Annotated in this window: 21 protein-coding genes and 2 tRNA genes; 4 read left to right on the top strand and 19 right to left on the bottom strand. The window is 51.7% G+C overall.

What is annotated here, in order from left to right:
* The 4 genes from ONB24_13155 to araA form a co-directional block, all read right to left on the bottom strand.
* Positions 1–459, bottom strand: a 459-nt coding sequence (locus tag ONB24_13155; GenBank protein ID MDZ7317062.1) for a glucan 1,4-alpha-glucosidase, incomplete at its 3' end; no start/stop codon positions are given.
* Between the two features lie 181 nt (positions 460–640).
* Entirely contained in the window at positions 641–2,206 is a 1,566-nt protein-coding gene (locus ONB24_13160) for a clostripain-related cysteine peptidase (protein ID MDZ7317063.1), read from the bottom strand.
* A 224-nt stretch (positions 2,207–2,430) separates the two neighbouring features.
* A complete protein-coding gene (locus tag ONB24_13165; GenBank protein ID MDZ7317064.1) occupies positions 2,431–3,543 on the bottom strand; it encodes a hypothetical protein in 1,113 nt (370 codons plus the stop codon).
* A 182-nt stretch (positions 3,544–3,725) separates the two neighbouring features.
* The gene (araA, locus tag ONB24_13170; GenBank protein ID MDZ7317065.1) at positions 3,726–5,234 is read right to left on the bottom strand and encodes an L-arabinose isomerase; all 1,509 of its coding nucleotides are present in this window, start codon (positions 5,232–5,234) and stop codon (positions 3,726–3,728) included.
* A 220-nt stretch (positions 5,235–5,454) separates the two neighbouring features.
* Here araA and ONB24_13175 point away from each other — a divergent pair, with 220 nt between their 5' ends.
* A complete protein-coding gene (locus ONB24_13175) occupies positions 5,455–6,807 on the top strand; it encodes a Gfo/Idh/MocA family oxidoreductase (GenBank protein MDZ7317066.1) in 1,353 nt (450 codons plus the stop codon).
* A gap of 74 nt (positions 6,808–6,881) precedes the next feature.
* Here the strand turns inward: ONB24_13175 and ONB24_13180 are convergent, their stop codons facing one another.
* The 13 genes from ONB24_13180 to gpmI all read right to left on the bottom strand — a co-directional run bounded on the left by ONB24_13180 (position 6,882) and on the right by gpmI (position 20,365).
* Positions 6,882–7,451 (bottom strand): M48 family metallopeptidase, encoded by a 570-nt coding sequence (locus ONB24_13180; protein MDZ7317067.1) that lies wholly within the window; start codon positions 7,449–7,451, stop codon positions 6,882–6,884.
* A gap of 390 nt (positions 7,452–7,841) precedes the next feature.
* Positions 7,842–7,918, bottom strand: a tRNA-Asp gene (locus ONB24_13185).
* A gap of 63 nt (positions 7,919–7,981) precedes the next feature.
* Entirely contained in the window at positions 7,982–8,635 is a 654-nt protein-coding gene (locus tag ONB24_13190; protein MDZ7317068.1) for a LysE family translocator, read from the bottom strand.
* 93 nt (positions 8,636–8,728) lie between these two features.
* Positions 8,729–8,803, bottom strand: a tRNA-Val gene (locus ONB24_13195).
* A 97-nt stretch (positions 8,804–8,900) separates the two neighbouring features.
* The gene (locus ONB24_13200) at positions 8,901–9,146 is read right to left on the bottom strand and encodes a DUF3098 domain-containing protein (GenBank protein MDZ7317069.1); all 246 of its coding nucleotides are present in this window, start codon (positions 9,144–9,146) and stop codon (positions 8,901–8,903) included.
* A 73-nt stretch (positions 9,147–9,219) separates the two neighbouring features.
* Positions 9,220–9,651, bottom strand: a complete 432-nt coding sequence (arfB, locus tag ONB24_13205) for an alternative ribosome rescue aminoacyl-tRNA hydrolase ArfB (protein MDZ7317070.1) — start codon at positions 9,649–9,651, stop codon at positions 9,220–9,222.
* A gap of 1 nt (position 9,652) precedes the next feature.
* Positions 9,653–12,439 (bottom strand): right-handed parallel beta-helix repeat-containing protein, encoded by a 2,787-nt coding sequence (locus tag ONB24_13210; protein MDZ7317071.1) that lies wholly within the window; start codon positions 12,437–12,439, stop codon positions 9,653–9,655.
* Positions 12,440–12,712: 273 nt separating this feature from the next.
* A complete protein-coding gene (locus ONB24_13215) occupies positions 12,713–14,416 on the bottom strand; it encodes a phosphoenolpyruvate carboxykinase (protein ID MDZ7317072.1) in 1,704 nt (567 codons plus the stop codon).
* Between the two features lie 130 nt (positions 14,417–14,546).
* Positions 14,547–15,359, bottom strand: a complete 813-nt coding sequence (gene arsM / locus ONB24_13220) for an arsenite methyltransferase (GenBank protein MDZ7317073.1) — start codon at positions 15,357–15,359, stop codon at positions 14,547–14,549.
* A 33-nt stretch (positions 15,360–15,392) separates the two neighbouring features.
* Positions 15,393–16,826, bottom strand: a complete 1,434-nt coding sequence (locus tag ONB24_13225) for an RtcB family protein (GenBank protein ID MDZ7317074.1) — start codon at positions 16,824–16,826, stop codon at positions 15,393–15,395.
* 93 nt (positions 16,827–16,919) lie between these two features.
* On the bottom strand, positions 16,920–17,396 hold the full coding sequence (locus ONB24_13230; protein MDZ7317075.1) for an archease: 477 nt from the start codon (positions 17,394–17,396) through the stop codon (positions 16,920–16,922).
* Complete coding sequence (locus ONB24_13235) at positions 17,348–18,649, bottom strand: pyridoxal phosphate-dependent aminotransferase (protein ID MDZ7317076.1); 1,302 nt, start codon at positions 18,647–18,649, stop codon at positions 17,348–17,350. The genes ONB24_13230 and ONB24_13235 overlap by 49 nt, the downstream gene beginning before the upstream one ends.
* Before the next feature lie 87 nt (positions 18,650–18,736).
* The gene (gpmI, locus tag ONB24_13240) at positions 18,737–20,365 is read right to left on the bottom strand and encodes a 2,3-bisphosphoglycerate-independent phosphoglycerate mutase (GenBank protein ID MDZ7317077.1); all 1,629 of its coding nucleotides are present in this window, start codon (positions 20,363–20,365) and stop codon (positions 18,737–18,739) included.
* A 166-nt stretch (positions 20,366–20,531) separates the two neighbouring features.
* Between gpmI and tkt the strand changes: the two genes are divergently transcribed.
* Positions 20,532–22,547, top strand: a complete 2,016-nt coding sequence (gene tkt, locus ONB24_13245) for a transketolase (protein MDZ7317078.1) — start codon at positions 20,532–20,534, stop codon at positions 22,545–22,547.
* A gap of 5 nt (positions 22,548–22,552) precedes the next feature.
* On the opposite strand, the gene ONB24_13250 is transcribed toward tkt, so the two are convergent.
* On the bottom strand, positions 22,553–23,371 hold the full coding sequence (locus ONB24_13250) for a methyltransferase domain-containing protein (GenBank protein MDZ7317079.1): 819 nt from the start codon (positions 23,369–23,371) through the stop codon (positions 22,553–22,555).
* A gap of 13 nt (positions 23,372–23,384) precedes the next feature.
* Positions 23,385–24,356, bottom strand: coding sequence for a glycosyltransferase (locus ONB24_13255; protein ID MDZ7317080.1), 972 nt, complete (start codon positions 24,354–24,356; stop codon positions 23,385–23,387).
* A 192-nt stretch (positions 24,357–24,548) separates the two neighbouring features.
* Between ONB24_13255 and ONB24_13260 the strand changes: the two genes are divergently transcribed.
* Together ONB24_13260 and ONB24_13265 are read left to right on the top strand one after the other, a co-directional pair.
* On the top strand, positions 24,549–25,247 hold the full coding sequence (locus ONB24_13260; protein MDZ7317081.1) for a transglycosylase SLT domain-containing protein: 699 nt from the start codon (positions 24,549–24,551) through the stop codon (positions 25,245–25,247).
* Between the two features lie 99 nt (positions 25,248–25,346).
* Positions 25,347–25,982 carry a hypothetical protein gene (locus ONB24_13265; GenBank protein MDZ7317082.1) on the top strand — a complete coding sequence of 212 codons (636 nt, stop codon included), beginning with the start codon at positions 25,347–25,349 and terminating at the stop codon, positions 25,980–25,982.
* Positions 25,983–26,006: the final 24 nt, after the last annotated feature.

A 26,006-nucleotide genomic window follows, 5' to 3' on the forward strand; every position in this document is an offset into this window, starting at 1 on the left:
GGTCTCTTGTCCCCTGCCCCAACGCGGATCGCGAAAGATATTGATGTTCGGGCTCCAAAAAGTCAGGCCTTGATAGATGTTGCGTTGGCCCTGCCGCACGAATTCATGATGTTTGGCGCGGGCTTCGGTCGAAATGATATCCGCAATCCGAAACATCAATTCGTCGTCCCAAGTGGCCGCCAAAGCGACCGCCTGCGGGAAAACGGTGGCATGGCCGGCTCTTGCCACGCCATGGAGACATTCGTTCCACCAGTTGTATTTGGGAATGTCCAGGCGCGGAACGGCGGGCGCATCGTGTCCCATCTGCGAAATTTTTTCTTCCAACGTCATGCGGCTGATGAGATCCTTAACCCGCTCCTCGAGGGGTAGTTGCGGATTTTTGTAGGCAGGCAACTCAGCCGGTTGTGCATGTGAAGCAAAAAACAAGAGACAAAGCAAAAAGACATAAAGATGCTTCATGAAAGACGGCCTCCTTTTTTGAGTACTTTGAAATAGTTGCTTTTTTGTACCAAGATACAAGAAAAAAGAGAAAAATCAAAGTGAAGCAGACTGCGGGCTAAGTCTACATAATGAAAAAATGCGCCGACGGTGTAACCGCCGGCGCCTCGATATTGCTTTGAGATAGTGTGAATTTAAAATTCTAACGCCGATTGACCTTTGCAAGCTGCAGATTCTGCAATGCGAGACGAACTTCGGCATTGGTGACGCGGTCGCCCGGCTTAAGCCGAATCATCTCGTTCCATCTTCCGTCGCCGTTGATATCCCACCAGCCGAACCCGTCCCCGGCATCAATGCGGCCGTTGTTGTTGACATCGTCCCATCCTTCAACCCAAACCTCAGTCGCCTTTTGCAGCGACAGCGGAATGGTAAACGATCCGTCCGCCGGATTGACCCGCGCCTGAGCCAGAAGGATGATCTGATCCGTGTGCGAGCTGTCAAGCAACGCATAGCAGTACTGGCTCAAATTGCGTCCCGGCCAGCGCACAAAACCGCTGACTTCCGTATAACCGATGCTTTTGATGAAAACGGACAAAAAGTTGTACCAATTGGTCTCTTTGAATTTGAGCTTAACATAATTGGTCGAGTCGAATTGGTCAGGAATAAAGGGAAAATGAATGGTAAGCCCGCCGCGCGAGAGCCCGGGCGCGTTGGTCTTTGTAAAAGGCACCGCCGCATTGATGGCGGAAATGACATCATTGGCGCTGTTGCGAATCAGGTTGATCTCTTTCAGGGTCGGTTCCTGCAGGATCTTTTTGAGAAATTCGCGCAAGTCGACAAACGCCGGATCGTCGTAATCCGTATAGTGTGTCTGGCCCCAAGCGTGCTGAACTTCATTCCAGGCGCCGCGATTTTCCGTAATCAGACGGTTCCCCAGTTCGGAAATTTTTGCGCCGAGAGAGCGGATTTTGCTGAGGTCAGTGACCGCCATGTGGGTTATTTTTTGCGCCTCATTGCCTTTGTCATACACTGCTTGAGCTATCTTGGTGGCCAAATCCAAGCTCTCCATATTCGGATTTGCGACGAGTTGCGCCATCCAGACATCAGACCCCAATACGCTTAACATCGGCATGGTGAATTCGCAGGCCACCATATAATCGCCGACCTCCTGCAGCTCGTAGGCGACCTCGACTTGGCTCATCAAACAGGCATGAAAGACGATTACGTCGAAATGGACGGTATTGGAAAGCGCCTGACGGATTGCCGGCATGGACATGAGCGAACCGCCGCCGTTCTGTTCGTCTTCGCAGGCGCCGCGCCAGCCGCCGCCGTGGTCGTTGATAATGAGCGCATAATGCTTGGCCGGGTACTCGGTTTTTGCCCAGTTCATAAAATCCTTCAGAGTTTGAGGATCGGACATGTCCTTTGTTCCCAAATCCTTAAGAGATTTCGAACTGATTTTATCGGGCAGCTCATCCGGTTTTTTCTCCACCAGGTAGTAATTTGCATTACCTCCGGTTTTAAGGGAACTGACCATGACCACTGCCGTCACCTGATCAGTCGATCCCACTTTTTCCATTTCCTGGACGTCGGCAATAATATAGCTTGTCCCCGCCTGACTGACGTCGAGATTATTGTTCCCGTCAAAATAACCCATGATGGTCCACAAACGTTCTTTGGCCTGCGGTTCGGTGGATTTTTTACCGCAGGACACAAAGAACATGATCAATCCTGCACTGATCAGGAGAATACCTGCTTTGGTTTTCATGGCTCCCCTCTTTGGTTTTAGTGATATTGTTCCAAAGTTATTTTTATTTTTTTGTATTTCTATTTACAAGTAATTACAATAAAAATCAAGACAATTTATTTCAAATTTTCGCCCATGCATCGGAAGCGTGGGTTTATTTATGAGAAAGTAAGAAGCCCAGAAAAATAGTTTTCGTTCATATTACCGAGGATATTTTGCAGGATTGACTTGTCTGCTCCACGTTTTTAATAGACCAACTCAACCGTCATTTCAAAGACTGTCGAAGACGGCTTTGCCGAAGGGGTATAGGAAACATGATCGAAATTGAACAGGATCTTGTTTCTGCCGATAATATGCCAAGCCAGACCGCCGATCCATCGGTCAGACGTCACTGTGCCGGCGGGCTTGTCGACCTGAAACACATCGTGACGACCAATTAGGCTGAAGCGGCCGTGAACGATGCGCCAATCGACAAAGGCGCTGTAACCGCGATTACGGAAGGGCATCGCAGCGGCGTCGCTCAGCTCGCCCAAATGATCGCCGATGCCGCGAAAATATTGCGCCGTAAGCACCGCTTTTCGACTTTCATAGGAGACAAAACCGGCGTGGGTCTGCCAGCGCGGACTCGACTCCAAATTGCCGCGGCCGTATGCGCCCATATAGCTGAACTGAAGTCCGGTCAGTGCCTCCGGCAAAGGTCTCAGCGTAAAGCGCCATTGCAAAGTTTTATTGCGATTCATCTCCAACGCATGATATCCGCCGCCGTTATATATCCCCGCGGCCAAGGAGCCGTATTTTCCAGGATACCCCGCATTGACATTTTTCTGATATTCTGTATCCACTTTTCCGCCCAACAACGATGTGACGGTTACGCCGAAATCCGCTGAGCTAAAGATCTTGGTTCGGTCGAGAAAATGCGGACTCTGCATGCGGTACAGGTTGATCTTTTCCTCAAACTCGATCCAAGGCGTAAAGACTTCGCCGAACAAAAGGCTGGGATCTGAAAATATACCAAAGCCGGGCGCCTTGTACTCCAAATAGCAATATTTCAGTCTCATCTCGACATCGCCAAGGCCGTCGCCCTCACGATCCACCGTAATATCGGGCGTGATTCGCCCCGAGAGGCTTTTAGTAATGCTCCTCCGATAGGACAAATAACCTCTCTTGATTAAAAACTCGCAGGTTTCCGGGCCATCCTTGCTCATGTACTGAAACCCCAGAAACAGCTGGGCGGTCAAGGAGCTGCTTTCGGCCGCCCGCAAAATGTCCTGCATTCTTTTTTCGAGTTCCGTTTGCTCAACCTGCGCCCATAACAGAACCGGTATAAAAAACAACGCGCCCAGGGTTTTAACATGCATAATTCCCTACTCCTATTTGCAAATTCGATTTAATAGAACCGTTTTCGCCTGGCAATAAAGCTGAACAAAGTCGTTTTGGTTAAGAATAGCAGGAGGAAATTTTTACCTTCCCACGAAGAACATGAAAAGAAAAAAACCACCGGCCCACGATGAGCCGGTGGTTTCAGCAAAAAGCTCTACGGCTAAAAGCCCCGATAAAGATGATAATACACTTCGTTCCAACGCAGTTCTTTTTTAAAGTCGGCAATCTGTGTATTTTCGTCAATCAGTACATATTCAATCCCGGCCATTTCGGTAAAATCTTCAAGATGCTGTGCGGTTAAAGCCATGCTGAAACCGGTATGATGCGCACCTCCCGCCAGGATCCATGCTTCTGCGCCGATTTGCAGATTCGGTTTCGGCACCCAAACGACACGGGCAACGGGCAGTTTGGGCAGCGCTGCATCGGGCAGAACCACCTGCACCGGATTGACGATCATGCGGAATCGGTTGCCTAGATCAATAAGCGAAGCGTTGACCGCCTCGCCCTCTGGAACGTTGAAGACCAGACGCGCCGGATCCGCCTTGCCGCCGATGCTGAGCGGATGAACCTGCAGCGAGGGTTTGCCCGCCGCCAAGGAAGCGCAAACTTCCAACATGTGAGCGCCGAGCACTTTCATGCAGGACGGATCCAGATGATAAGTGTAATCCTCCATGAAGGAAGTTCCACCCGGCAAGCCTGTAGACATCACTTTCATAGCCCGAACCAAAGCCGCTGTTTTCCAATCGCCTTCGGCGCCGAAACCGTACCCCTCGGCCATCAGCCGTTGAACCGCCAAACCGGGCAGTTGCGGCAGACCGTGAAGGTCCTCGAAGGTGGTGGTAAAGGCTTTAAAGCCGCCCCTATCCAAAAAGGCGCGCAACCCGGCCTCAATTCTTGCCGCATCCCGCAAAGCCCCCTTAAGCCGCTCATCGCTTTTGACGGAAGGGGCAATCTCATATTGCTCTTCATATTCCTTAAGCAGGCTCGTTACGACGGCTTCGTCGGCACGGTTGACCTCTGCCGCCAGATCACCGATGCCGTAACCATTGACGGAAAAGCCGAATTGTTTCTGAGCCTCGACTTTATCGCCCTCGGTGACCGCGACTTCACGCATATTGTCGCCAAACCGCACGACTTTGAGCGTCTGCCAGTCGTGCCAAGCCGCAGCCGCACGCATCCAGACTGCCAGCTTTTCCTGCACGTCCTCATCCTGCCAATAGCCAACCACGACTTTACGATTCATCCGCAGCCTGGTGTTGATAAAGCCGAACTCCCGATCGCCGTGCGCCGACTGATTGAGGTTCATGAAATCCATATCGATCTTGTCCCAAGGGATCAGCCGATTGTACTGCGTGTGCAGATGCAGCATCGGCTTGCGCAAAATCGAAAGACCGGCGATCCACATTTTGGCCGGCGAAAAAGTATGCATCCAGGCGATGATGCCGATACATTGAGGAGCCGCATTGGCTTCCTGGCATAGGGTGCGAATGGTTTCCGGCGTGGTCATGACCGGCTTAAAGACTACCGTCGCCGGTATTTTGGCGGATTGGTTCAGCGCTTGGGCAATCTCTTTCGCATCCTCCGCCACCTGTTGAAGCGTTTTTTCACCGTACAAATGTTGGCTTCCGGTTACAAACCAGACTTCTAAAGATTGAAATACCTTTTGCATGTCAAGCTCCTACAAGATCGTTAGATGGATTCAATCGAACGGCCTTGCATCATTCGACCGTTTCGCCTAAAGTTTTGCCTTAACTAAACGCATAATGTTGTAAAAAGTGCAGCATTTTCTATTGCTAAAAATAGTATTTTCCACCAGAAATCAAATAGAAACCTTGCATGTCGCTCGATTTATTATTAAACTTAAAGGCAAATTTAAAGAGGAGCAGGGTATGGAAAAAATTTCTCGTCGTCGTATGCTGAAAAACATGGCGGCCGCTTCGGCCTTTTACATTGTTCCGAGACATGTATTGGGCGGCCCGGGCTATCAGGCACCCAGCGACACGCTGAATATTGCGGGCATCGGTGTCGGCGGCATGGGCGGAGCCGATCTTCGCGAACTCGAAAGCGAAAACATCGTGGCGCTCTGCGATGTTGATCATGAGTATGCCGCCCACACATTCAAACGTTATCCCAAAGCGAAAATATATAAAGACTATCGCGTCATGCTCGAAAAACAAAAAGATATTGACGCAGTGGTGGTGGCGACACCGGATCATATGCATGCACCGATCACCATGGCGGCCATTCGCGCCGGTAAACACGTCTACACGGAAAAGCCGTTGACCCACACCATCAAGGAAGCAAGACTGGTGACCCAGGCTGCGCGGGAGGCCAAAGTCGCCACGCAAATGGGGACGCAAGGGCATGCCATGGAGGAAGCGCGGCTCCTTTGCGAATGGATATGGGACGGCGCCATAGGCGACGTTTATGAAGTGCATGCTTGGACGACGCATCCGGTTTGGCCGCAGGGTATTGCACGCCCTAAAGAAGCACCAAAGGTCCCGAAAGGACTGGATTGGGATTTATGGATCGGCGTTGCTCCTTATCGTCCCTATCATCCGGTCTACCATCCCGGCCAATGGCGAGGTTGGTACGATTTCGGCACCGGCGGGCTCGGCGATATGGGCTGCCATATTTTCGATCCGATCGTATGGGCGCTCAAATTGGGGCATCCGATCAGCGTCGAGGCAAGCCAATCGATGTTTGTCCCCAAAGGTTTAAATTGGGACAAGCCGAAAAACACCGACAGCTACCCGCAGGCTACGCTGGTGCATTACAAATTTCCGGCGCGCGAAGGCATGCCGCCGCTGACGCTCCACTGGTATGACGGCGGTCTGATGCCGGAAACCCCCGAAGAACTCGAAGAGGGTCGGAAAATGGGCGATCAGTTCGGCGGAGTGCTCTATATTGGAACCAAGGGGAAAATCCTTACCGGTTCACACGGTGCCCGCGGAGTGCGCATCATTCCGGAAAGCAAGATGGCCGAATACCGCCGCCCGCCCAAAACGTTGCCCCGTTCCGTCGGCCATCATCGCGAATGGATCAATGCCTGCAAGGGAGGCGAAGCCGCAGGCATGAATTTTGAGAAAGCCGGGCCGCTCACCGAGATCGTGCTTCTGGGCGTTCTGGCGCTCAGATTCGATAAAAAGCTGATATGGGATCCTGAAACGATGCGTTTTCCGAATTGTCAGGAAGCCGACGCATTTGTGCACAAAGAGTATCGCGCCGGTTGGTCTTTGTAAAGGCGAGAGTCAAGGATCACGCGATTATTGCTGTACAGATGGGTGTTAAAATCTCCGACAGCCGAAAATCAGCGTTATACCTCGAGCTTGTATTTCTTTAATTCGCGATCGATCTGTTTTGCATCCCCGACCAATGAATTCAGGTCAGCCCAAAACTCCGGGCCGTGGTTTTTATGTCGGAGATGAACCAGCTCGTGCAGAATCACATAGTCGATCAAATGGTCCGGTAGCTGAACCAATTTGACATTCAAATTAATGTTGTCGTTTCCTGAACAACTTCCCCATTTTGTCTTTTGACAGCGGAAGAACACTCGATTATAGGTAAATCCGTGTTTTTGAGCCAATGCTTCCAGGCGGGAAAGCAGCTTGGCTTTTGCTTCGTTGCGATCAATTTCCGGCTTTTGTTCCTGTCGCGCTTTATGCTCCTCCTCCACGCGCGTCTTTTCAGCAAGCTGCGCCTCCAGCGCCCGACGACGACTAAGCACAATCTCTTCAGCCTGCTGGTATGACATGCCGAACGGCACCGCAACCCGTACCATTTCAAACGGCTTTACCGTTACGCTAACGGCTTTGGCCTTCTTGCTTCTTTCAAAAAGAACGGGACCAATGCCCGGTACATTCTTGGTGAATGACTTGATACTCATGCTGTCTCCGTCTTATAGAGTTTCCCCAGAATACAGATCCCCACAACAGTTCAACATCAACTGAATGCTTAATTTGGACAAGCAGCTCAACTATACATGCATGGGAATCCCCAAAGGATAGGGTCGTCATGCATTGGTGAAGGTATTAAATCGGAGTAAACGGCTCAAAGCTTGCTATGAAATAGCGCAAATCGAATTTGCGGCGTCTAAAATACGCAAATGATAACTTTGAGCAAAATAAAAAAATTCCAAAGAGAAGGCTTTCCTACGCCGCAATTTTTGCTCTATGCTGTTTCTGAGAAAAACTCTCAAACCCAGTCAAGTATTTTAATATTTGTTCCCCCTGGGATAAAAAAAGGACTGTAAGTTGCAGTCCTTTTATTTGCTCATTGGCGGGGCCGACGGGGCTCGAACCCGCGACCTTCGGCTTGACAGGCCGATGTGCTAACCAGCTGCACCACGACCCCTTTTCTTAAGCATAATAAAATAGCCAAATATCGATAAATAAGCAAGAAAATTTTTCTCTCCCCCTAATTAATAAAAATTTTGACAAAGTGAAATCCCAAATAGCAAGCGATTCCTAAAATTAAAATCCCGAAAGCTATTTTAATTACCTTTACATTGGAATTTAGAATAAAAAAATGATGATTTTTATGAACCAGCAAAATCATAACCGAGAAATAGGTAAAAGAACCAAGGGAGACCGTACCCCAAAAGAGCAAAGCCGCAGGGAGTGAAGCATTCGGAAGAATTCCGAGTTTATCAAAAAAACTAATAATAGCGATCCAAGAAGCCAATGTTGTCGGGTTGCTGATGACCAATATGAACCCGCCGATTAAGGCCACCCTTTTTCTGCCGAAAAAAGCTTTGGGAAGAGCGGATTCATGCGGATGAAGGGCATCATGGATGACAAAATAACCCAACGCCATTAACAGCAGCGAAGACACTCCCCAGAATAAAGCAGAAACCCATCGGATCTCCAATAAAGGGGCTAATCCAAGAAAACAAACAACAGGCCAAAACCCGTCCGCCAGCGCCGCCCCTAAGGCGAAAGCCGCCGCCGACCAGACATGGCGATCCAGCGCTCGTCGGATGATCTCTAGATTGACTGGGCCCAGAGGTATCGCTGCCGCAAAGCCCGCTAATAAAGTCACGATGGGGAAAATTAGGGGGATAGAAAACACTACTCGCCTCTCATCGACTTGTTTTTCCGTTTATGAGAACCATCAAATGTTCAGATCTTCCGATGCGGGTCCAGAATGAGCGGCGGAGAAGAGTGGGCGGTACAGGATTCGAACCTGTGACCCCCTGCTTGTAAGGCAGGTGCTCTGAACCAACTGAGCTAACCGCCCAAACATCCGGCAAACAGAAAAAGCTGCTTTCCCAAACCTCTGCGCTTGTCCATCGGCACTTCTATCACCCGACTCTTTTAGGGAGACAATGAAAAAATCAAGAGGACTTTTTTTTCCACAAAAGAGCGAGGGGGAAAACAACGCAATAAGCAAAAAGCAGGACGATAGGAGAAAGGGTCAAAGACCAAAAACTGTCGGCAGGGCCAATGGACATTAGGGAATATCCCACCACCAACAGTCCGACACCCAGAGCCATCAGCTTGTAATTATCAAAAGTCAGGCTCAGAGCGGGTTCTTTAGCGACTATACGCTTTGTCTTTTTTTCTGTTTTCTTTTCCTTCATATTAATAAAATGTAGCCATTCCGATTCTCTTAGTCAAGGTTTTTATCGTTTTCATTGAGTGTTCGATCAGGGATCAAAACTCTTCCTCAGGTTCCTGCTTTTTGCGATAAGCTTTAATCAAGCTTCTATGGCGTTTCGTCTGCAGCCGTGCCAAGCGGACCCAAGACGGAACTTTGGTTTTATGTCGCTTTTTAACCGGTTGCAGCGCCTCGGTAATAATTTCCACCAGTTTTTCCAAAGCCATGGATTTGTTTGCCGCTTGACTGCGCGATTCCTGACAAGAGACCATCAGCACGCCGTCCATCGTTAAGCGGCTTGCCAATCGTTCGAGCAGCAGCTGCCTTTGCGGCTCCGTGAGCGAACGCGATCGCGCAATATCAAACACCACCGTTACCTTGGTGTTTGAGGTGTTCACATACTGGCCCCCGGGGCCGCCGGCACAAGATGCCCAAAAGCTGAGCTCGCTCATCGGTATCAATATGGGTCCAGCCTGAAGATAATCCATATTAATGCCCCTTTTTTTGGCCCTCCAACCAATGCAATGCGGCATTCGGCAATAAATCGTCTTTTCCGGAGAAAATCGTCAACCGAACTTTTGCCGCTTGCCTTCGTAATAATACGCAATTTTCAGCAAAAAACGGATCTTTTATTTGCATATTGTTCTTCTCTAATCGCAATCCAGCTAATAGATTTTCAGAGGGATAAGCGGATGCGACTTTACCCGTTTTCTTTTCGTACAGATTGAAAACCGTTTTTAAAGCATTCGAATATGCTGCATCATAAATATGTTGGACGATATCGAGCGCCGCGGAGGAATGCCCTGGTTCCCAAAGCCGATTCAATTCAAAAAGCTCACTTTCCCCCTCTTCTACGCCTTTGACGGGAGTGGGATTCCACACGGAAACCGCGGTCCAATAGTGAGGAGCTTTTGCAAAAAGCTTTAGGGCCTGATCGGCGCCCTCTCGATAGCCGAAGAGATAAATTCTCGTTGTATCGACGGATGCATTTGCCAGCGCAAAAGCAACTGCTTCAAGTAGGATCGCGGACTGCCGAGACTCCGGCAGATCACGAATTGCCGTAAGCTGCGGAGAAAGAAACACCCAATCCTTCAATAAGCTCCATTTTGCAAAGGGTGCCGCAGCCGTTTCATAAAGCTGTTCATCGTTTCCGCCAAGCCACACGAGCAAGGGTCTTTGTCCTTGTGAATTCGCACCATAAAAATCGGCACGATAAGCGCCGCCGTCGTCATTTGCATAAATTACCTGCTTTATTCCGTCAGGCAGGCGCCTGGGGCCGACTTTTGTCATATCGATCGGCTCAAAGCCGATTGAAAACGCAGGCGAGTCCTGCTGCAAATTGAAATCTCCTTTAAGAGGGTCGACGAACTTGGGATCGGCAAAAAGAGAACCTCGATCTTGTCCTCTTTTTTGCCATTTTTCAGCCGACAATTTCGCAAAGCGCACCGGTTTGCCGTCCGCGCGAAAATACAAATTATTGCGGAAAAGAAACTGCGTGGTATCTCCACGCCAATGCTTGTCGAGAAGTTCGCTGTCTTTCCAATACAGAATATTCCGTTCAAATGTAAAGGATCGATGCGTCTCATTGCGCGAGCGCATCAGCTGAGCCGTTCGGCCAAAAGCGAATATATTATTGCGGATGATGTTGTCGTGACCGTAATGTTGATGAAACCCGCCGCTTTTGGTATTATAAACAATGTTTTTCTCGATGAGGATGCCCGAGCTCCCCTCATCCGTGTAAATTCCCCAACCGCCGTAACCCCATGTTTCGATGTCGTGCACAATATTGTTGCGGATGATGGTGCCCGGAGAGACGCCGAGGGTATAGATCCCCCCCATATCGGAAAGCACTCCCTGACCGGCCTTTTGAATAAGGTTATACTCCACCACATTGCCGAAAGCGGCGCTGGGTTTATAACCCCATTCCAAACCGACGGAAATTCCGGTGTAATATAGATCGCTGATTTCGTTGTGGGCGATCAAGTTGTTTGAGGCGTGCATGGAAAGAATACCGATGCCGGCAAAATAAAGTCTCCCCAGGCGTGAAAGCGAATTATCGAGAATCTGCAGTCGATCGGTGACGAGCAGCGAATCCGAACCGGCGCGACCTCCTGTAATAAGAAAACCGCCGGCGCCGATGTCATCGATAACATTCCGGCGAAAGGTAATACGTCTGCTGCCGTCGCGCACCTCGACGGCATAAGTACCCAAATGTTCAAATCGGCAATTTTCGATTGTCAAATCCCTGCCGCCGACAATTTTAAGGGCACCGGGAACGGTATCGGCGCCAAAGTGGTCTCCCGGATCACCGGGCGGCAAAAACCAATCGTTGTGCGAAAACGTCAGCCCCTGCAGCCGAATATGATGAGCATATCTGCCGAACAGGGGCTCGCCCTGAAAGATGATCAATTGATCCAAATCCGGCGCGATGACCTGTGCCGAGCGGATGTCCTCGTCGGGCAACGGCAGGTAATACAATTTCCCTTCCCTTCGGTCGAGATACCATTCCCCCGGTTCATCTAATCCTTCAAAAACATTGTCGACAAAATAACGGGCACCCCGTTTGGAGTAATCATCGGTAAAAGGGCGCCAAGCCGGGGTCGCCAAAGTCACAATGGACTTTTCTGCGTCGATCGCGCGTATGGGACAATGGGCATCGGACCAAAAATGCAGCAGCACAATCTCAACATCTTCCAGATTACGCCACAAAGGGCTCAAATCCTGGGGGTTATAGCCGAATTGATATCGATAATGATGAAAAGGCCACTGCTTCGACTCCATAGGGTCTCGCACGCGAAACCAGCCTTTATTGGGGGTTCGAGCGCGAAAACGCCGTTGGCCGTTGACAAACAACTGTTGAAAACGATAACTGCCGTTGCGAACGTCGGGGATCTCTGCCGTCCAATAGGCGCCCTCCGGCCGAAAATAGGTGATTATTCGGCCGCCGGAGAGAACGACCCGCTCATTCTGATAGTTACAATAGGTGATCGGTGCATCTTTACTACCGGAGTCCTCGGGCAGGAAGACAATCGGCTCTCTCAAGCTGTAAAAGCCGCCGCGCAGAAAGACGGTGACAGGCGCGCTCAACCCACCCTTTTCCTGCAGGTTACGGATTTCTTCCTGAGCTCGCTTGAGCGTTGCAAAAGGTCCCTCCTTCCCCACCGGCTCCGGCGACTTTCCCGACCATTCATCGTTTCCCTGCGGGGAGACAAAAAGGTATATTTCTTGAGCACTCAAAAGCGCGGAAAGGGCCGACAGCATCAACCAAATTTTCATGCAATGGCTCCAAAGTGGGGAAAGAAGTTCGAGAGCTTTAACGCCGCATGGTCCCGCTTTATTCTTGATTTTTATTATTGCCTGTCTTGAAATCGTTTTATCTCAAAAAAAGCCGAGCAGGTGATTCATCGACAATCTTAACGTCGGCTTGGTTGATCGTTCCATAGTTTAACCGGCTGCATACGCCCCAAATAGTGAAGGCGTACGTCATCCGGACGAATGATATCCTTTCTGCCGCCTTCGGTCTCAGCATTATCTCTGTCGAAAAAGCCTTCAAAGACTTTTGATGAGCTCCAACAGTGCCTTCGCCGATTCTTCCGGACCTTTCCATTCCCAGCCGGGAACTCCCAGCCGAGTCCGCAATTGGCCGACATAGAGACCGGCTTCAAAAAAAGCGCGAAAATACTTTTCAGCGTTCCGTTCATGAAGCTCGCGATACTGAACGGCACCGAAAACATTGACGAAATAGGTGCGCACCAGACCGGTCGAGGTGGTTGTGCCTTTGCTCATGGCGGCGCCTTCGCGAAAAACCGCCAGGGCTTGTTCCGGACTATGAAACCGTTCAATAATCGGTTTATCTGCGTCCACCTCTTCATAATTATTGGCATAAAAAATCATGTCGACCGGATAACCTTTGATGACTTCTTCATAGCGGGTTACCGGCAGAACAACTCGGGCATTGACTTGATTCGGGTTCATAATAATGGCACGATCAAGCTGTCCGAAAGCAAAACCCGGCTGCAAATCGTCCAGGCGAACAAAAGCGCCGATCTCCGTGCCGTAGCCGATGACGTTGCCGCTTTCATCCAACTTGAGCGACCCCATGTCGTCGGCAATAATAGTCATTTCCTCGATCAGATCGGCTCCAAGATTGCGAAATGCTTCCAGGGTTTCCGACTTGCCGGCACCGGTATCACCGAAAATAAGAACATTGGCCGCTTTGTTGTTCTTCAAAAGAATCCTTACCATGGCACCGTGAAACGGCAGCCGATTCCGTTTCAGCATAATAATATTATGAAGGGTAAGAACCATCTTTTTCAAATAACCAAAGTAGCCGAACTGATCCTCGCGCGGGACAGCCGCAACCAGGAGATTATTCTCTTCATCATCGAAAAAAACCGTCGGCATGGGTGCCAGTCCCGCCAGCGATTCCGGCGAGACGCCGAAGAGATAGACAGCGTCCGGCTTACGTCCGACTATTTCATCTTCGGCAATTTCGAAAAGATTGGCCAAGGATAACCCCAATTCATAAAAGCGGGAGTGAAAATAGATCAAAATGTATAATTCGCCTACCTTAGCAGGGTACCCGAGCCACTCATCCTTATCCAGCTGTTCATTCCACAGTGGATTTTTCGCCACACGCACGAATTGACCGGTGCGCTTGTTCATCGGCGGATTGAGCAGCAACGGCGGATACAGAAGAATTTGCCGAATGATCGGCAACGGCGCCAGTTTTTCTTTGTAACGCGGCGGCAAATCGATTGGTCGCGGCAGGGCTATAACCGCCACTTCGGCTCCGGCGGCAATTTGTCGATAGACGGACGGGTGCCTGCCGGTGACGTTTTCCTCGATATCCCGATAGAGTTTGCGAATCAAATGGGTCAGCGATTCAACCGTGCTGTTGAAGGTGCGGTAAGGGCGCTTATCGAGCCGATCACCCTCAGAATCGCAGATCAAATAACGCTCGAAAGAACGCCAATAGTCGTAGAACCGTTCGATAAAAACATATAATAACTCGGGATTGTCCAACAACGGACCGGCATCTGCGACCAGTCGTCTGGTTTCAGCAATCGTCAGCTTTTCGAGATAGATAAAAGAACGAATCAGTTTATCTATCTCATCGTCCACTACCTGATCATTTTCGAGACGAAAGAGGCGCAGCAGAGGAGATTTTCGTCTTTCCAAAGTATCGATAAAGCGCTTCAGCATTTCGCGAAAGAGGGAGCTGGTCAGCAGCTCTTCTCCGGTTTCACACACTCGATCCCGCAATCGAATGATAATTTTATTTTGAAGGAAAGAAAAACTTATCAGATCGCCGCGTTCCTGCATTAACAAGCTCCAATCAAAGAATTCGACAAGATTTACCAAGAGATTTTATTGGTTGGAATTAAATGTCTTTATAGGCCTCAATCAAAACGGACGCCAAATAGCGATCCAATGACTCTCCGGCAGGCAAGGAGTTGAGAATTGCCCGACCGCAAGGATCGTTTGTCTCCATATTGCTTCCGATAGGGGATCTTTGGATGATCAAATTTACCTGTCGGAAGCCGCTCCGCCGCACCAAAGCATCATATTCCTCGATCAGCAGGGCGCCGCTGATGCAACCCACATAGGCTTCGAAGCTGCTGCGCAGCGCAGGCGGAAGTTCCCGATAAAGCGCCGTGTCCGCAATCGCCAAGCGGCCCCCCGGCTTCAGCACACGATAAATTTCTGCGAAAACTGCCGGCTTGTCGGCAGAAAGATTGATGACACAGTTGCTGATCACCACATCGATCGAATTGTCGTCCACCGGCAGGTTCTCGATTTCGCCCAAACGAAACTCGACATTTTCTACCCCATGCTCTTTGGCGATTTTTCGTGCTCGTTCGATCATGGCCGGAGTCATATCGACGCCGATGACTCGGCCGGTCGGTCCCACCTTTTCAGCTGCCGAAAAGCAGTCAAATCCGGCGCCGCAGCCCAAATCCAACACGACCTCACCCTCTTTCAGCGAAGCTGCGGCAAGGGGATTGCCGCAGCTCAAGGATAGATTAGCCTCTGCCGGAACGGCCTGCAAATCCTTCTCTTCGTAGCCGAGCAGGGCGGCGTAAGCATCCGGTTTTACTCCGCAACAGGACGGGCCACAGCCGCAACTTTGCTCATTTTGTGCAATCTGCTCATAAGCTTTCCGAACGTTTTTCTTTAGCTGTTCCGCATTCATGGCATTCTCCATCGTCATTCGACGTTTTATATTTCAGCCCTTAATAACCCCCAAAGGCCGCAGTTTGGCAACACGCTTGGATAATCCCGCGCCGCTGACCGCCTCGACGACATCGGCGACATCTTTATAGGCTTCCGGCATTTCTTCGGCCAACGTCTCGCGTCCGGCGGCACGCACCAGAATGCCCTCCTCGGCCAACTCGTGCCGCAAATCGCGCCCCTTACCGGCTTTCAGCGCCTGGGTGCGGCTCTTTAATCGGCCCGCGCCGTGGCAGGTAGATCCGAACGTCTCCTGCATGGCCCTCTCGGTGCCGATCAGCACGTAAGAATAGCGGCCCATATCGCCGGGGATCAGCACAGGCTGACCGATCGAGCGGTAAGCCTCGGGCAGTTCGGCATGATGCGGCGCAAAGGCGCGCGTCGCCCCTTTTCGATGGACCACCAACCGCCGTTTTTTACCATCCACCATGTGCTCTTCGATTTTGGCAATATTATGCGCAACTTCGTAAACGATCTGCATGTTGAGCTGTTGAGGAGTGACGCCCAGCGCCTTGAGAAACGCCTGCTGCACCCAATGACTGATCATCTGCCGATTGGCAAAAGCAAAGTTGACCGCACAGGCCATCTGCGCGAGATAGCGCTGTCCCTCCGGCGAGGTGATCGGTGCGCAGCAGAGTTGCCGATCCGGCAGCTCGATGCCGTACTTTTGCGCCGCCTTGAGCATGACATTGATCGATTCTTCACAAATCTGGTGGCCGAAGCCGCGCGAACCGGTATGGATCGTCACGACGATTTGCCCTTTGCGCAGTCCCAGCACTTCGGCAGCCTGCGGGTCAAAAATTTCCTGCACGACCCCCACTTCGACAAAGTGATTACCGGAGCCCAGAGTGCCGAGCTGCTGCCTGCCGCGCTCACGGGCTTGGCCGCTGACCGTGGACGGATCGGCGCCGGACATACGTCCCTTTTCCTCGATCTTGTCCAACTCGAACGATTCGCCGAATCCCGCCGAGGCCGCCCAGTGCGCCCCTTCGATCATCACCCGCTCTTCTTCTTGATTGCTCAGCTTGACCGGTCCCTTGGAACCGACGCCGCTGGGCACCTTGGCGAAGAGCTCGTCCACCAGCTTTTGCAGCTTCGGTTTGACCTCATCGAGCTGCAGATCGGTGCGCAGCAACCGCACGCCGCAGTTGATGTCATAGCCAACCCCGCCTGGGGAAACGACGCCGTTTTCATAGTCGAACGCCGCCACGCCGCCGATGGGAAAGCCGTACCCCCAGTGAATATCCGGCATGGCCATCGACGAGCCGACGATACCGGGCAAACAGGCGACGTTGGCCGCCTGAACCGGCGCGTTGTCGGCGAAAATTTGCGGCAACATCTTTTCGGAAGCATAGATGCGTGCCGAAGTGCGCATCCTGCCGCTCTGCGGAATCTCAAAAAGATAATCGTGAATTTTCTTTACATCCACGCTCATGGCAACCTCCTCCGCTCGGTCTGCGAGCGGGCAGATCAGTTTATTACACAAGACTAATCAAATACGGGCAAAGCATTCCTGCAGATCTCAAACATCAAAGAGAATCTGCGCCGAGTACCCTTCTTCAGTCTTTTCGACAGCCAGGTTATGATAGGTGACGGCTTTGATCTCCAAAGAGGCCTGATGACGTTTGGGGTCAAAGCGGTCGCCCTTGATTTCAGCCCTTAACCGGCCATCCTCGATGCGAAGATCGATCTCGACCGGTATAAAGCCTTTGGTCTGAAACAAAAAGTTCAGTTTGGACAACCAGTTGACCATTAATTGCCCATTGTCTTCGCCGACGACCGTCACGACGCGGCGCCGGATAGGCCGAAAGTCGCCCTCGGGAACTACAAGTCTGAACATCGCCAGGGCGGCGTCGCCAAAAAGCTTGTCCAACGTGGGTCGCCGCAGCTGAATGCCGATGTCGGCCGTATGATCGATGATTTCAAAATCGATTTCCTTCATTCGCTCTTTTACGCCGAGGCGATATAACGGCGGATGGCATCCACCAGCGTGTGCCACGTCCATCGCCTCTTCTCGTCATCGCATTCAAGCAAAGTGACACGAAATCCCTGACGTTGCGTGCAAAATCCGGTCAACGGCACCACGCAGATGCCGGTGGCAGCCAAGAGGTAGTAGACGAAGCGTTTGTCCACCGGCACGTTTTTCACTTTTTCCTCGACGAGCCGCCGCACTGCGTGATTGGCGATCGGCAGCGTCTGCTGTTGGTTCAGCACTCCTTCGCGAAAGAGGATCGACAAATAAAAGGCACCCTGCGGTCTATTGACGTATATCTCTTCGACTTGAGAAAAAATGTCGACGGCTTCGTTGGCGCGGGCTTCAAAAATGCGCCGCCGTTTTTCCAGATGCGGAGCATAGCGCGGATCGCCGATCACTTTGGGAATCGTCATCTGCGGCAGCGTCGTGGAGCAGACCTCCAGCCGCTTGGCATTGATCAGGCTATTGATATAACGCTTAAAGTCCGGATAATTATCCTGATTGAATATTTCAATCCAGCCGCAGCGGGCGCCCGGCCAGGGATATTCCTTGGAAATGCCGCGCAGGGCAATTCCCGGCACGTCGCCGATGACTTGACTGAGATGTACGGTTTCCGCACCGTTGTAGACAATGTGCGCATAGATTTCGTCGCACATTACAAATACGCGATTTTCGCGGGCAATTTGAACGATCTTTTCCAAAAATTCTCTGGGATAAACCGTGCCCGTCGGGTTATCCGGATTGATGAGCAGAATGCCGGCGATGGAATCGTTATACTTGACTTTATTTTCAAGATCCTGCAGATCGGGCATCCATCGATTCTGGGGATCCAGCATGTAGGTCAGATGTTCGTAACCCGAATGCGCCGCCTCTGCCGAAGAGTGCGTTGAGTAAGCCGGCGAAGGGCCGATGACGCGCGCCTCGCGGCGAAGCGCGCCAAAGATGCGGGCCACGGCATCCCCAAGACCATTGAAAAACAAGATGTCGTTTTCTGTAATTTGGCAACCGCCGCGCCGATTGACCTGCTCGGCCAAAAAGCGGCGCGTCTCCGGGACCCCCTGCGTATGACAATATGCGTAAGACTCATCGCGCCAGGCCAAATCGGCTACAATTTCCTTGATCCAATCCGGCACCTTTTCGCCCTTTTGGATGGGATCGCCAATGTTCTCCCAAGTGATCTCTACGCCGAGCTTTTCGAATTCGTGGGCGACGGCGACAATTTCGCGAATTTCATAACTAAGCTGTTCGGCTCCTTCGTGAACGATTTGACGTCTCATGATATGACTCCAACAACGCACGGGTTCATAATAAAAAAGGGCGATTGAATGTCGCCCTTTTTCAGCTTTTATTTGCCGGTTCAGGGCTTATTCAAAGGTAATCAAGGAAGCATCATAGTCCGCCGGTTTTTCGAAGCCGAGTAAATTGAGCAATGTTGCCGCAATATTGCTCAAACCCGGCTTTTCGATCGGCGCCAATCGATACTCTCCTCCATAGGCCTTGTCGACAATAACAAACGGCACGGGATTGAGAGTATGCGAGGTCTTGACCGAGCGCACGCCGTTCTTTTCGGTCCACATCTCATCAAGATTGCCGTGATCGGCGGTCACTACGGCAATGCCGTCCAGCTCTTCAACGACCTGCAGCAGCCTGCCGACGCACTGATCAACGGTTTCCATGGCAATTATCGCCGCCTCCATGACGCCGGTATGTCCCACCATATCGCCGTTGGCAAAGTTCAGACGGCCGAATCGGTACTTGCCGCTGCGCAGCAGCTCGATGGTTTTCTCCGTAATTTCCAGCGCCTTCATTTTCGGCGCTTTGTCGAAGGCAATCTTGTCGGAAGGAATCTCGATATAGGTTTCCAATTCCGGATTAATGTAACCGGACCGGTTGCCGTTCCAAAAATAAGTGACATGGCCGAATTTCTGTGTTTCGCTGATGGCGAACATGGTAACGCCGGCGGCGCACAAATATTCGGATACCGTGCGGTCGATGGCCGGCGGATTGACAAGATAGAGCGGCGGAATGTGCAGATCGCCGTCGTACTCCATCATACCGGCATAGAGGACATCCGGCACGCGCCCGCGATCGAACTTGTTGAAATCTTTTTCCGTAAACGCGCGCGAGATCTCGATGGCTCGGTCGCCGCGAAAGTTATAGTTGATCACCACGTCCCCGTCCTCTATGCGGCCGACCGGTTCGCCTTTTTCATCGACAATGACGAATTGCCCCAAATACTGGTCGGTTATTTTGGGATCTTCGTCATAAAAAGTCTGAACCGCCTCTTCGGCCGAGCGGAAAGGCCTTGCTTTGCCGTGCACATGCGCGTTCCAGCCGCGCTCGACGATGCTCCAATCGGCTTCGTAGCGATCCATGGTCGTCACCATGCGGCCGCCGCCGGAGGCGATTACATAGTCGTATCCTTTTTCATTGCAGATGCTGTCGAGCAGCGCCTGCGTCGGGCGAATATAATCGAGAGCTGATTTCTCACCGACGTCGCGGCCGTCGCAAAGCACATGGACGCGCACTTTGCGGATGCCTTCTTCAACACAGCGGTTGATCAGCGCATATAGATGTTTGATGTGCGAATGGACGTTGCCGTCCGAAAGGAGGCCGATGAAATGCACAGCGCCGCCCTTTTTGCCGCGCTCGACAATCGACTGCCACACCTCGGTCTGAAAAATCGCGCCCGACTCGATCGACTGATCGACCAGCTTGGCGCCCTGGGCAAAGACGCGACCGGCACCGATGGCGTTATGCCCGACTTCGCTGTTGCCCATGTCGTCTTCCGAAGGCAAACCCACCGCGGGTCCGTGCGCCCGCAACTTGGTCGCCAATGGGCTTTTCATCAGCCGATCAAAGACCGGCGTGTTCGCCATATAAACGGCATTGCCTTCATATTCCTTACCCAAACCGACGCCGTCGAGTATCATCAACAATAACGGCCCTTTACGGCCGTGAAACTTTTTCAATCGTTCCAAACGTAAAGACATATTTATCCTCGTAATGATTTCGATTCTATTTATAGATCAATTTATCAAATTCTACGTTTAAAAAAAAGCGCTAATTGCATAGCATGGCAAATTGCAAATTCTTGTCTTTGAAAAGTCTATTGGATTTTCTAATTTTAATGACTTAACCAAAGTAAATGAGGGTTCCATGAGCAGACTTGATTCCATGAGCATCGAGGAATTGACGATCACCACGATTCGCACCCTGGCGATGGACGGCGTGCAGAAAGCCAACTCCGGTCATCCGGGTACCCCTATGGCTCTTGCGCCGTTGGCATACCTTTTGTTCAAAGACATCATGCGCCACAATCCCGCCAATCCGCAATGGCCGAACCGCGACCGTTTCGTGCTCTCTGCCGGCCATGCCTCCATGCTTCTTTACTCTATTCTGCATCTTTCCGGTTATGACTTGGATTTGGAGGAGTTGAAAAATTTTCGTCAACTGGGGAGCAAGACCCCCGGGCATCCGGAGTACGGCGAAACGCCTGGTGTGGAAACCACGACCGGACCGCTCGGCCAAGGAATCGCCAACAGCGTCGGTATGGCCATTGCCGAGGCGCATTTGGCCGCGATCTATAATCGCCCCGGCTTTAATTTATTCGACCATTACACCTATGCCATCTGCAGCGACGGCGACTTGATGGAGGGCATTTCGCACGAGGCGGCTTCCCTGGCAGGGCACCTCAAACTGGGCAAACTGATCTGGTTCTACGATGACAATCACATCACCATCGAGGGCGACACCAAGCTGGCCTACTCGGATGATGTTCGACGACGATTCGAAGGTTACGGCTGGCATGTCATCGACATCGGCGATCACGCCGACGATCTGCCGCTCATCGTTCAGGCCGTAAAGGAGGCGCAGCAGGTGGCCGACAAACCCTCTTTGATCATCATCCGGACACACATTGCCAAAGGCTCGCCGAATCTGCAGGACACGTCAAAAGCGCACGGCGCCCCGCTCGGCGAGGCTGAGGTCGCCCTGACGAAAAAGAATTACGGCTGGCCCGAGGATGCCCAGTTTCTAGTCCCCGAACGCGTGCGGCAGCACATGGCGGAAATTGCCGTGCGCGGCGCTCAAGCCGAACAGGAATGGAACCGAATGTTTGCCGAATATCAGAAGCACTATCCGAGCGAGGCTTTGCAACTGCAAGCGGCGCTGCGGCTCGAGCTGCCCGAAGGCTGGGACAATGACGTTCCCGTTTGGAAACCGGAGGACGGCGCCCAGGCGACGCGCACTGTTTCGGGCAAGGTGCTGAATGCCATAGCCGGTAAAGTGCCCTATCTGATCGGCGGATCGGCGGACCTTTCCCCATCGACCATGACCCTGCTCAAGGACAGCCCTTATTTTTCCGCAACGGAACGGCGAGGCAGAAACATTGCCTGGGGCGTGCGCGAGCTGGGCATGGCTGCAGCCTGCTCCGGCCTAGCGCTGCACGGCGGTCTGCGGCCGTTTTGCGCGACCTTTTTTGTCTTTACCGACTATGCCCGACCGGCTATTCGGCTGGCGGCGCTGATGAAGCTGCCGGTTATCTATGTTATGACCCATGACTCGATCGGCGTCGGCGAAGACGGTCCGACCCACCAGCCGATCGAGCATTTGGCCGCTCTACGAGCGATCCCGGGCCTTACAGTCATCCGCCCTGCAGACGCCAACGAAACCGCCTACGCCTGGCGGGCGGCAATGCTGAACACGGACGGCCCCACCATGCTGGTGTTGACGCGCCAGAACGTTCCGGTCATTGACCGCTCACGCTGCGCCGGCGCCGAAGGGTTGCTGAAAGGCGGCTATATTCTGCTGAAAGAGAAAGGCAACCTTCCCGCGCTTATCCTGATCGCTACCGGTTCCGAAGTCCAGCTCGCCCTCGAGGCGGCGGATAAACTGGCGGCAGAGGGGATCGACGTTCGCGTCGTCAGTATGCCGAGCTGGGAGCTGTTTCGACGTCAACCGGCTGACTATCGCGAGAGCGTGCTGCCGTCGTCGGTTCAGGCGCGCGTATCCATCGAAGCTGCATCAACCCTCGGCTGGCGGGAATTCGTCGGCGATAAGGGTTTGACCATCGGCATCGACCGTTTCGGCCTGAGCGGCCCATTCAAAAAAGTCTATGAATTTATGGGCCTCACGGCGGACAACATTGCCGCAAAAGCCAAATCGCTGTTGTGACCCCCTTAAGGCCTGTCGGAGTCTCCGGCAGGCCTTTTCTGCATCAACAGGTAAAAGGTCGGCATCATAAACCGATTCCAAAGATTGGGGGCATCCGAAATTAAGGCAAGTAAAAGCCGTTCAAGACCAAGGCGCTTCAACGCCGAAATAATTTTTAGATGTATAGGGCGATTCCACAAAGCTTGCGGATGCTGCAGTCCATAGAAAACCGCCTGCCGATGAACCAACCGCAGCGTAAACCCCGTTTTTTTCGCCAAACCCTGCAGCCGATTCAGGGACAGCAGCTCAGGCCAATCCGACTTTTCACGCGGAGCGCCGGCAAAAAGCACGGCCATTCGTCGGACATTCTCCCTCTTTAATAATGATAACATAGGCAAACTATAGTGCGGATCGCAAAGCAGGTTGATCGGCGAGCAGCGGTTGGGAGTAGAAAGATAAATGACGCCTTTCGGCGACAGACATTCGGCAAGAGATGAAAAAAAGCTCTCGGCATCGAAAAGATGTTCGAGGACGTCTGCAAGAATGACGGAGTCAAAATGTCCCGCTGCGGTGACCGCATCCTCGAGATTTTGAAACAACTGAACGGAATAACCGGTCGTTCTGTGCAAAAGCGCAGCCCGTTTTTGTGCATCTATTTCTACTGCAAAAATCTGCGCGCCCAGTTTAGCCGCGGCTAAAGAAGCGCCTCCGGTACCGGCTCCGAAATCGAGAATCTTGGCGCCTCGAATTTCGGCCGTCGAGGACAGCAGCGCAACCGCCAATCTTCCACGCGCTTCACCATACTCCTCATAGCAACGCCAAAGCGTTTCGTTTGCCCTTTTCAAGCGGTTTTCCTTTTTACCAACGTAACTTTTGTCTTCTGGCTAAAACGCCGCAATACAAATGGTAAATGACAAAGAGAATCTCCCAAAGAAAAAAGGCGGGAAGACCTGCCCGTAAGCAAAAAGGATCGAGAAATTTCTGCAGGGCGCGGCGATCGAGCACCAGTTTGATCACAAGCGGCAACGCATAAAGCGGCGATACAAACACAAACAAGGCGGAAGTCCAGAGTATCAGATTCACTGCGTGAAAAGCGGCATAGACAAGCTTGGCGCGCAAAGGAAAAGCCGTACCTGCCGACAAATGTCGTGTTTTTTGGTGCAAAAAAGCTTTCAGATTCGGCGGCCCGACCGCGGGAACAACGGCCTGCCGACAAAATGCGTAACGAACTTTGCCGTGCGGCAGTCCGCTGATGCGCTGCAGCATGAAATCATCATCTCCGGATAGCGTGTTCGGCAGGCGGGCAAAACCGCCGACCGCCGTATAAGCTGATCGCCGATAAGCCAGATTTCTACCGGTACAGGTCACTCCGCGTCCCCTTTTGATACCCCCGGCAGCGGCAAAGGCCGCCGCAGCCGCGTCCAAGAGCAAAAGCTGATTCCATAACGGCGATGCGGCTGTTTGAGGGGAAAAGCCAGCCGTCAATAAAGTCTTTTCTTCAAAAAATGACACCATCGTCTGAGCCCAATCAGGCGCCGGCGCGCAGTCAATGTCTGTAAAAAGCAGGATCTCTCCATGCGAATTTTCGACGCCTACTGCCAAGGCCGCCCTCTTGGAACTCTGAAAAGGAGAGTTCGTTAAAGACTGTAAAACTCGAATCGGAAGCCGTCGCGCCGCTCGTCTAAGAAAAACATCCGTGCCGTCGGTGGAATGATCATCCACCAGAATGATTTCGAGACGTTCAGGCGGGTAGGTCTGCCGCAGCAGGTGTTTGAGACATGTTCGCAGATGTCGTCTGCCGTTTCGTACGGCAACGATGATGGAAATCATCGGCGGATCGTTTGGGCGCAAAGACTTTGGCTGCTCAAAAGCAGGATAAAGTTTAAAGATTATCAAACAATAGACCAGAGTGACAAACGTCAGTAAATATAAAGAATAAATGACCATAAATGACTATTGATTTTCACTAAAAAGAGTTAAATTCAAATAATATTGGAATTAGAACCGATAAATCGGAGGATTATGAGAGCAAAAAAGACAACTGCCTGGTCGTATACTCCGGCTCTTGTCGTATTCTTCGGCATTGTTTCTTTGCTGTTTTTTATGATAAGTATAAAATACATCATCAACCAAAAACATGAAACGAAAATTGCCGAGTTGGAGGAAACGATTTTGCAGACCAAGGCGGCGGTAACCACGGATGCCGTCCGTCAATTCAACATTCAGAAGGTCATCTCGATCATCGATCAATACAACACCGTAATGCCGCGAGCGAAAAAGTACGAGATTGCCGAAGAGATCTACAACATGTCTCTAAAATATCCCAACCTCAGCGTCGATTTGCTGTGCGCAGCGATCACCCATGAAAGCGCGGGCACCTGGGATCCTGCCATCAAATCACCGGCCGGAGCTATTGGACTCATGCAGATTATGCCCGCCACAGGCATGTTTATCGCCGCGCAGGAAGGTATTCCGTGGACTTCCGCCGTCGAAATCCTGACGGATCCCATCTACAACATTCGCATCGGCGCGAGGTATCTCTCCACCTTAATCGAATTGTATGATGTCGACGGCGGCCTGGCCGCTTATAACAGCGGTGAAATGCGCGCCGCCCTCTGGATGAAAAGCGGCAAAAAAGCCGGTATTCTTCCCAAAGAAACACAGCATTACATCCCCTCCATCCAGCGCCTCTATAAAGAATACGCTTCGTTTACCATGTAGAAAGCCGCCCGCGCTGCTTTTTGCGCGGCTAATCCTTTTTTTTCTTGCATTTTAACCGCTTCTTTTCTAAACTGATTGTAATCAGCGAGGAGAAGGGTTATGAAAAAGTTCGTTTTGCTGACGTTCTGTCTGCTTACGACAGCGGAACTCTATTCTCAGGGCAGAAGCCAAATCGTACTCCAGTCCGGTTACCTGAAGCCGCGGGACACCTCGAGCGGAATGATGTTCGGCGCCATGTTCTTTTCCCCGTTCGATGAAGCGGTGGATCTCGGATTCGGCGCCGATGTATTCCAACGTTCCTATGCCGATGAGACGGAAGTGGTGGAGACGATCGTCGGCGGCACGACGGTCAGCACGCAAAGAACGCTCGTCGATTATACTCGTACCGCGATTCCAGTCTATCTCACCGTGAAAATTAAAATTCCGGCAGTTCGTTCGCTTCTTTTCGGGTATTTCGTCCGAGCAAATCTCAGCTATCAATTCCTTATCAGTAAGGAAAAAAATTATCGCGAAGGCAAGAGCGAGACGCGCAATTACCAAGGATTAGGCTGGCAGGCGAGCGCCGGCCTGTTTTACCGACTTGGTTCTCGTTCGACATTGATCGGCGAAGCCTTGTACAACAACTGCGTCGTTTCGCGCGATGTTAAAACGCCTACAGAAGCATTACCGCTCACCGAGCGCGTCAATCTGTCCGGCTTAGGAATGCGAATCGGCCTGGAACTCGATCTGCGTTGACATGCCCTTTGCACAGAACAACTA

Source organism: candidate division KSB1 bacterium (genome assembly GCA_034505495.1).
GTDB lineage: Bacteria > Zhuqueibacterota > Zhuqueibacteria > Residuimicrobiales > Krinioviventaceae > Fontimicrobium_A.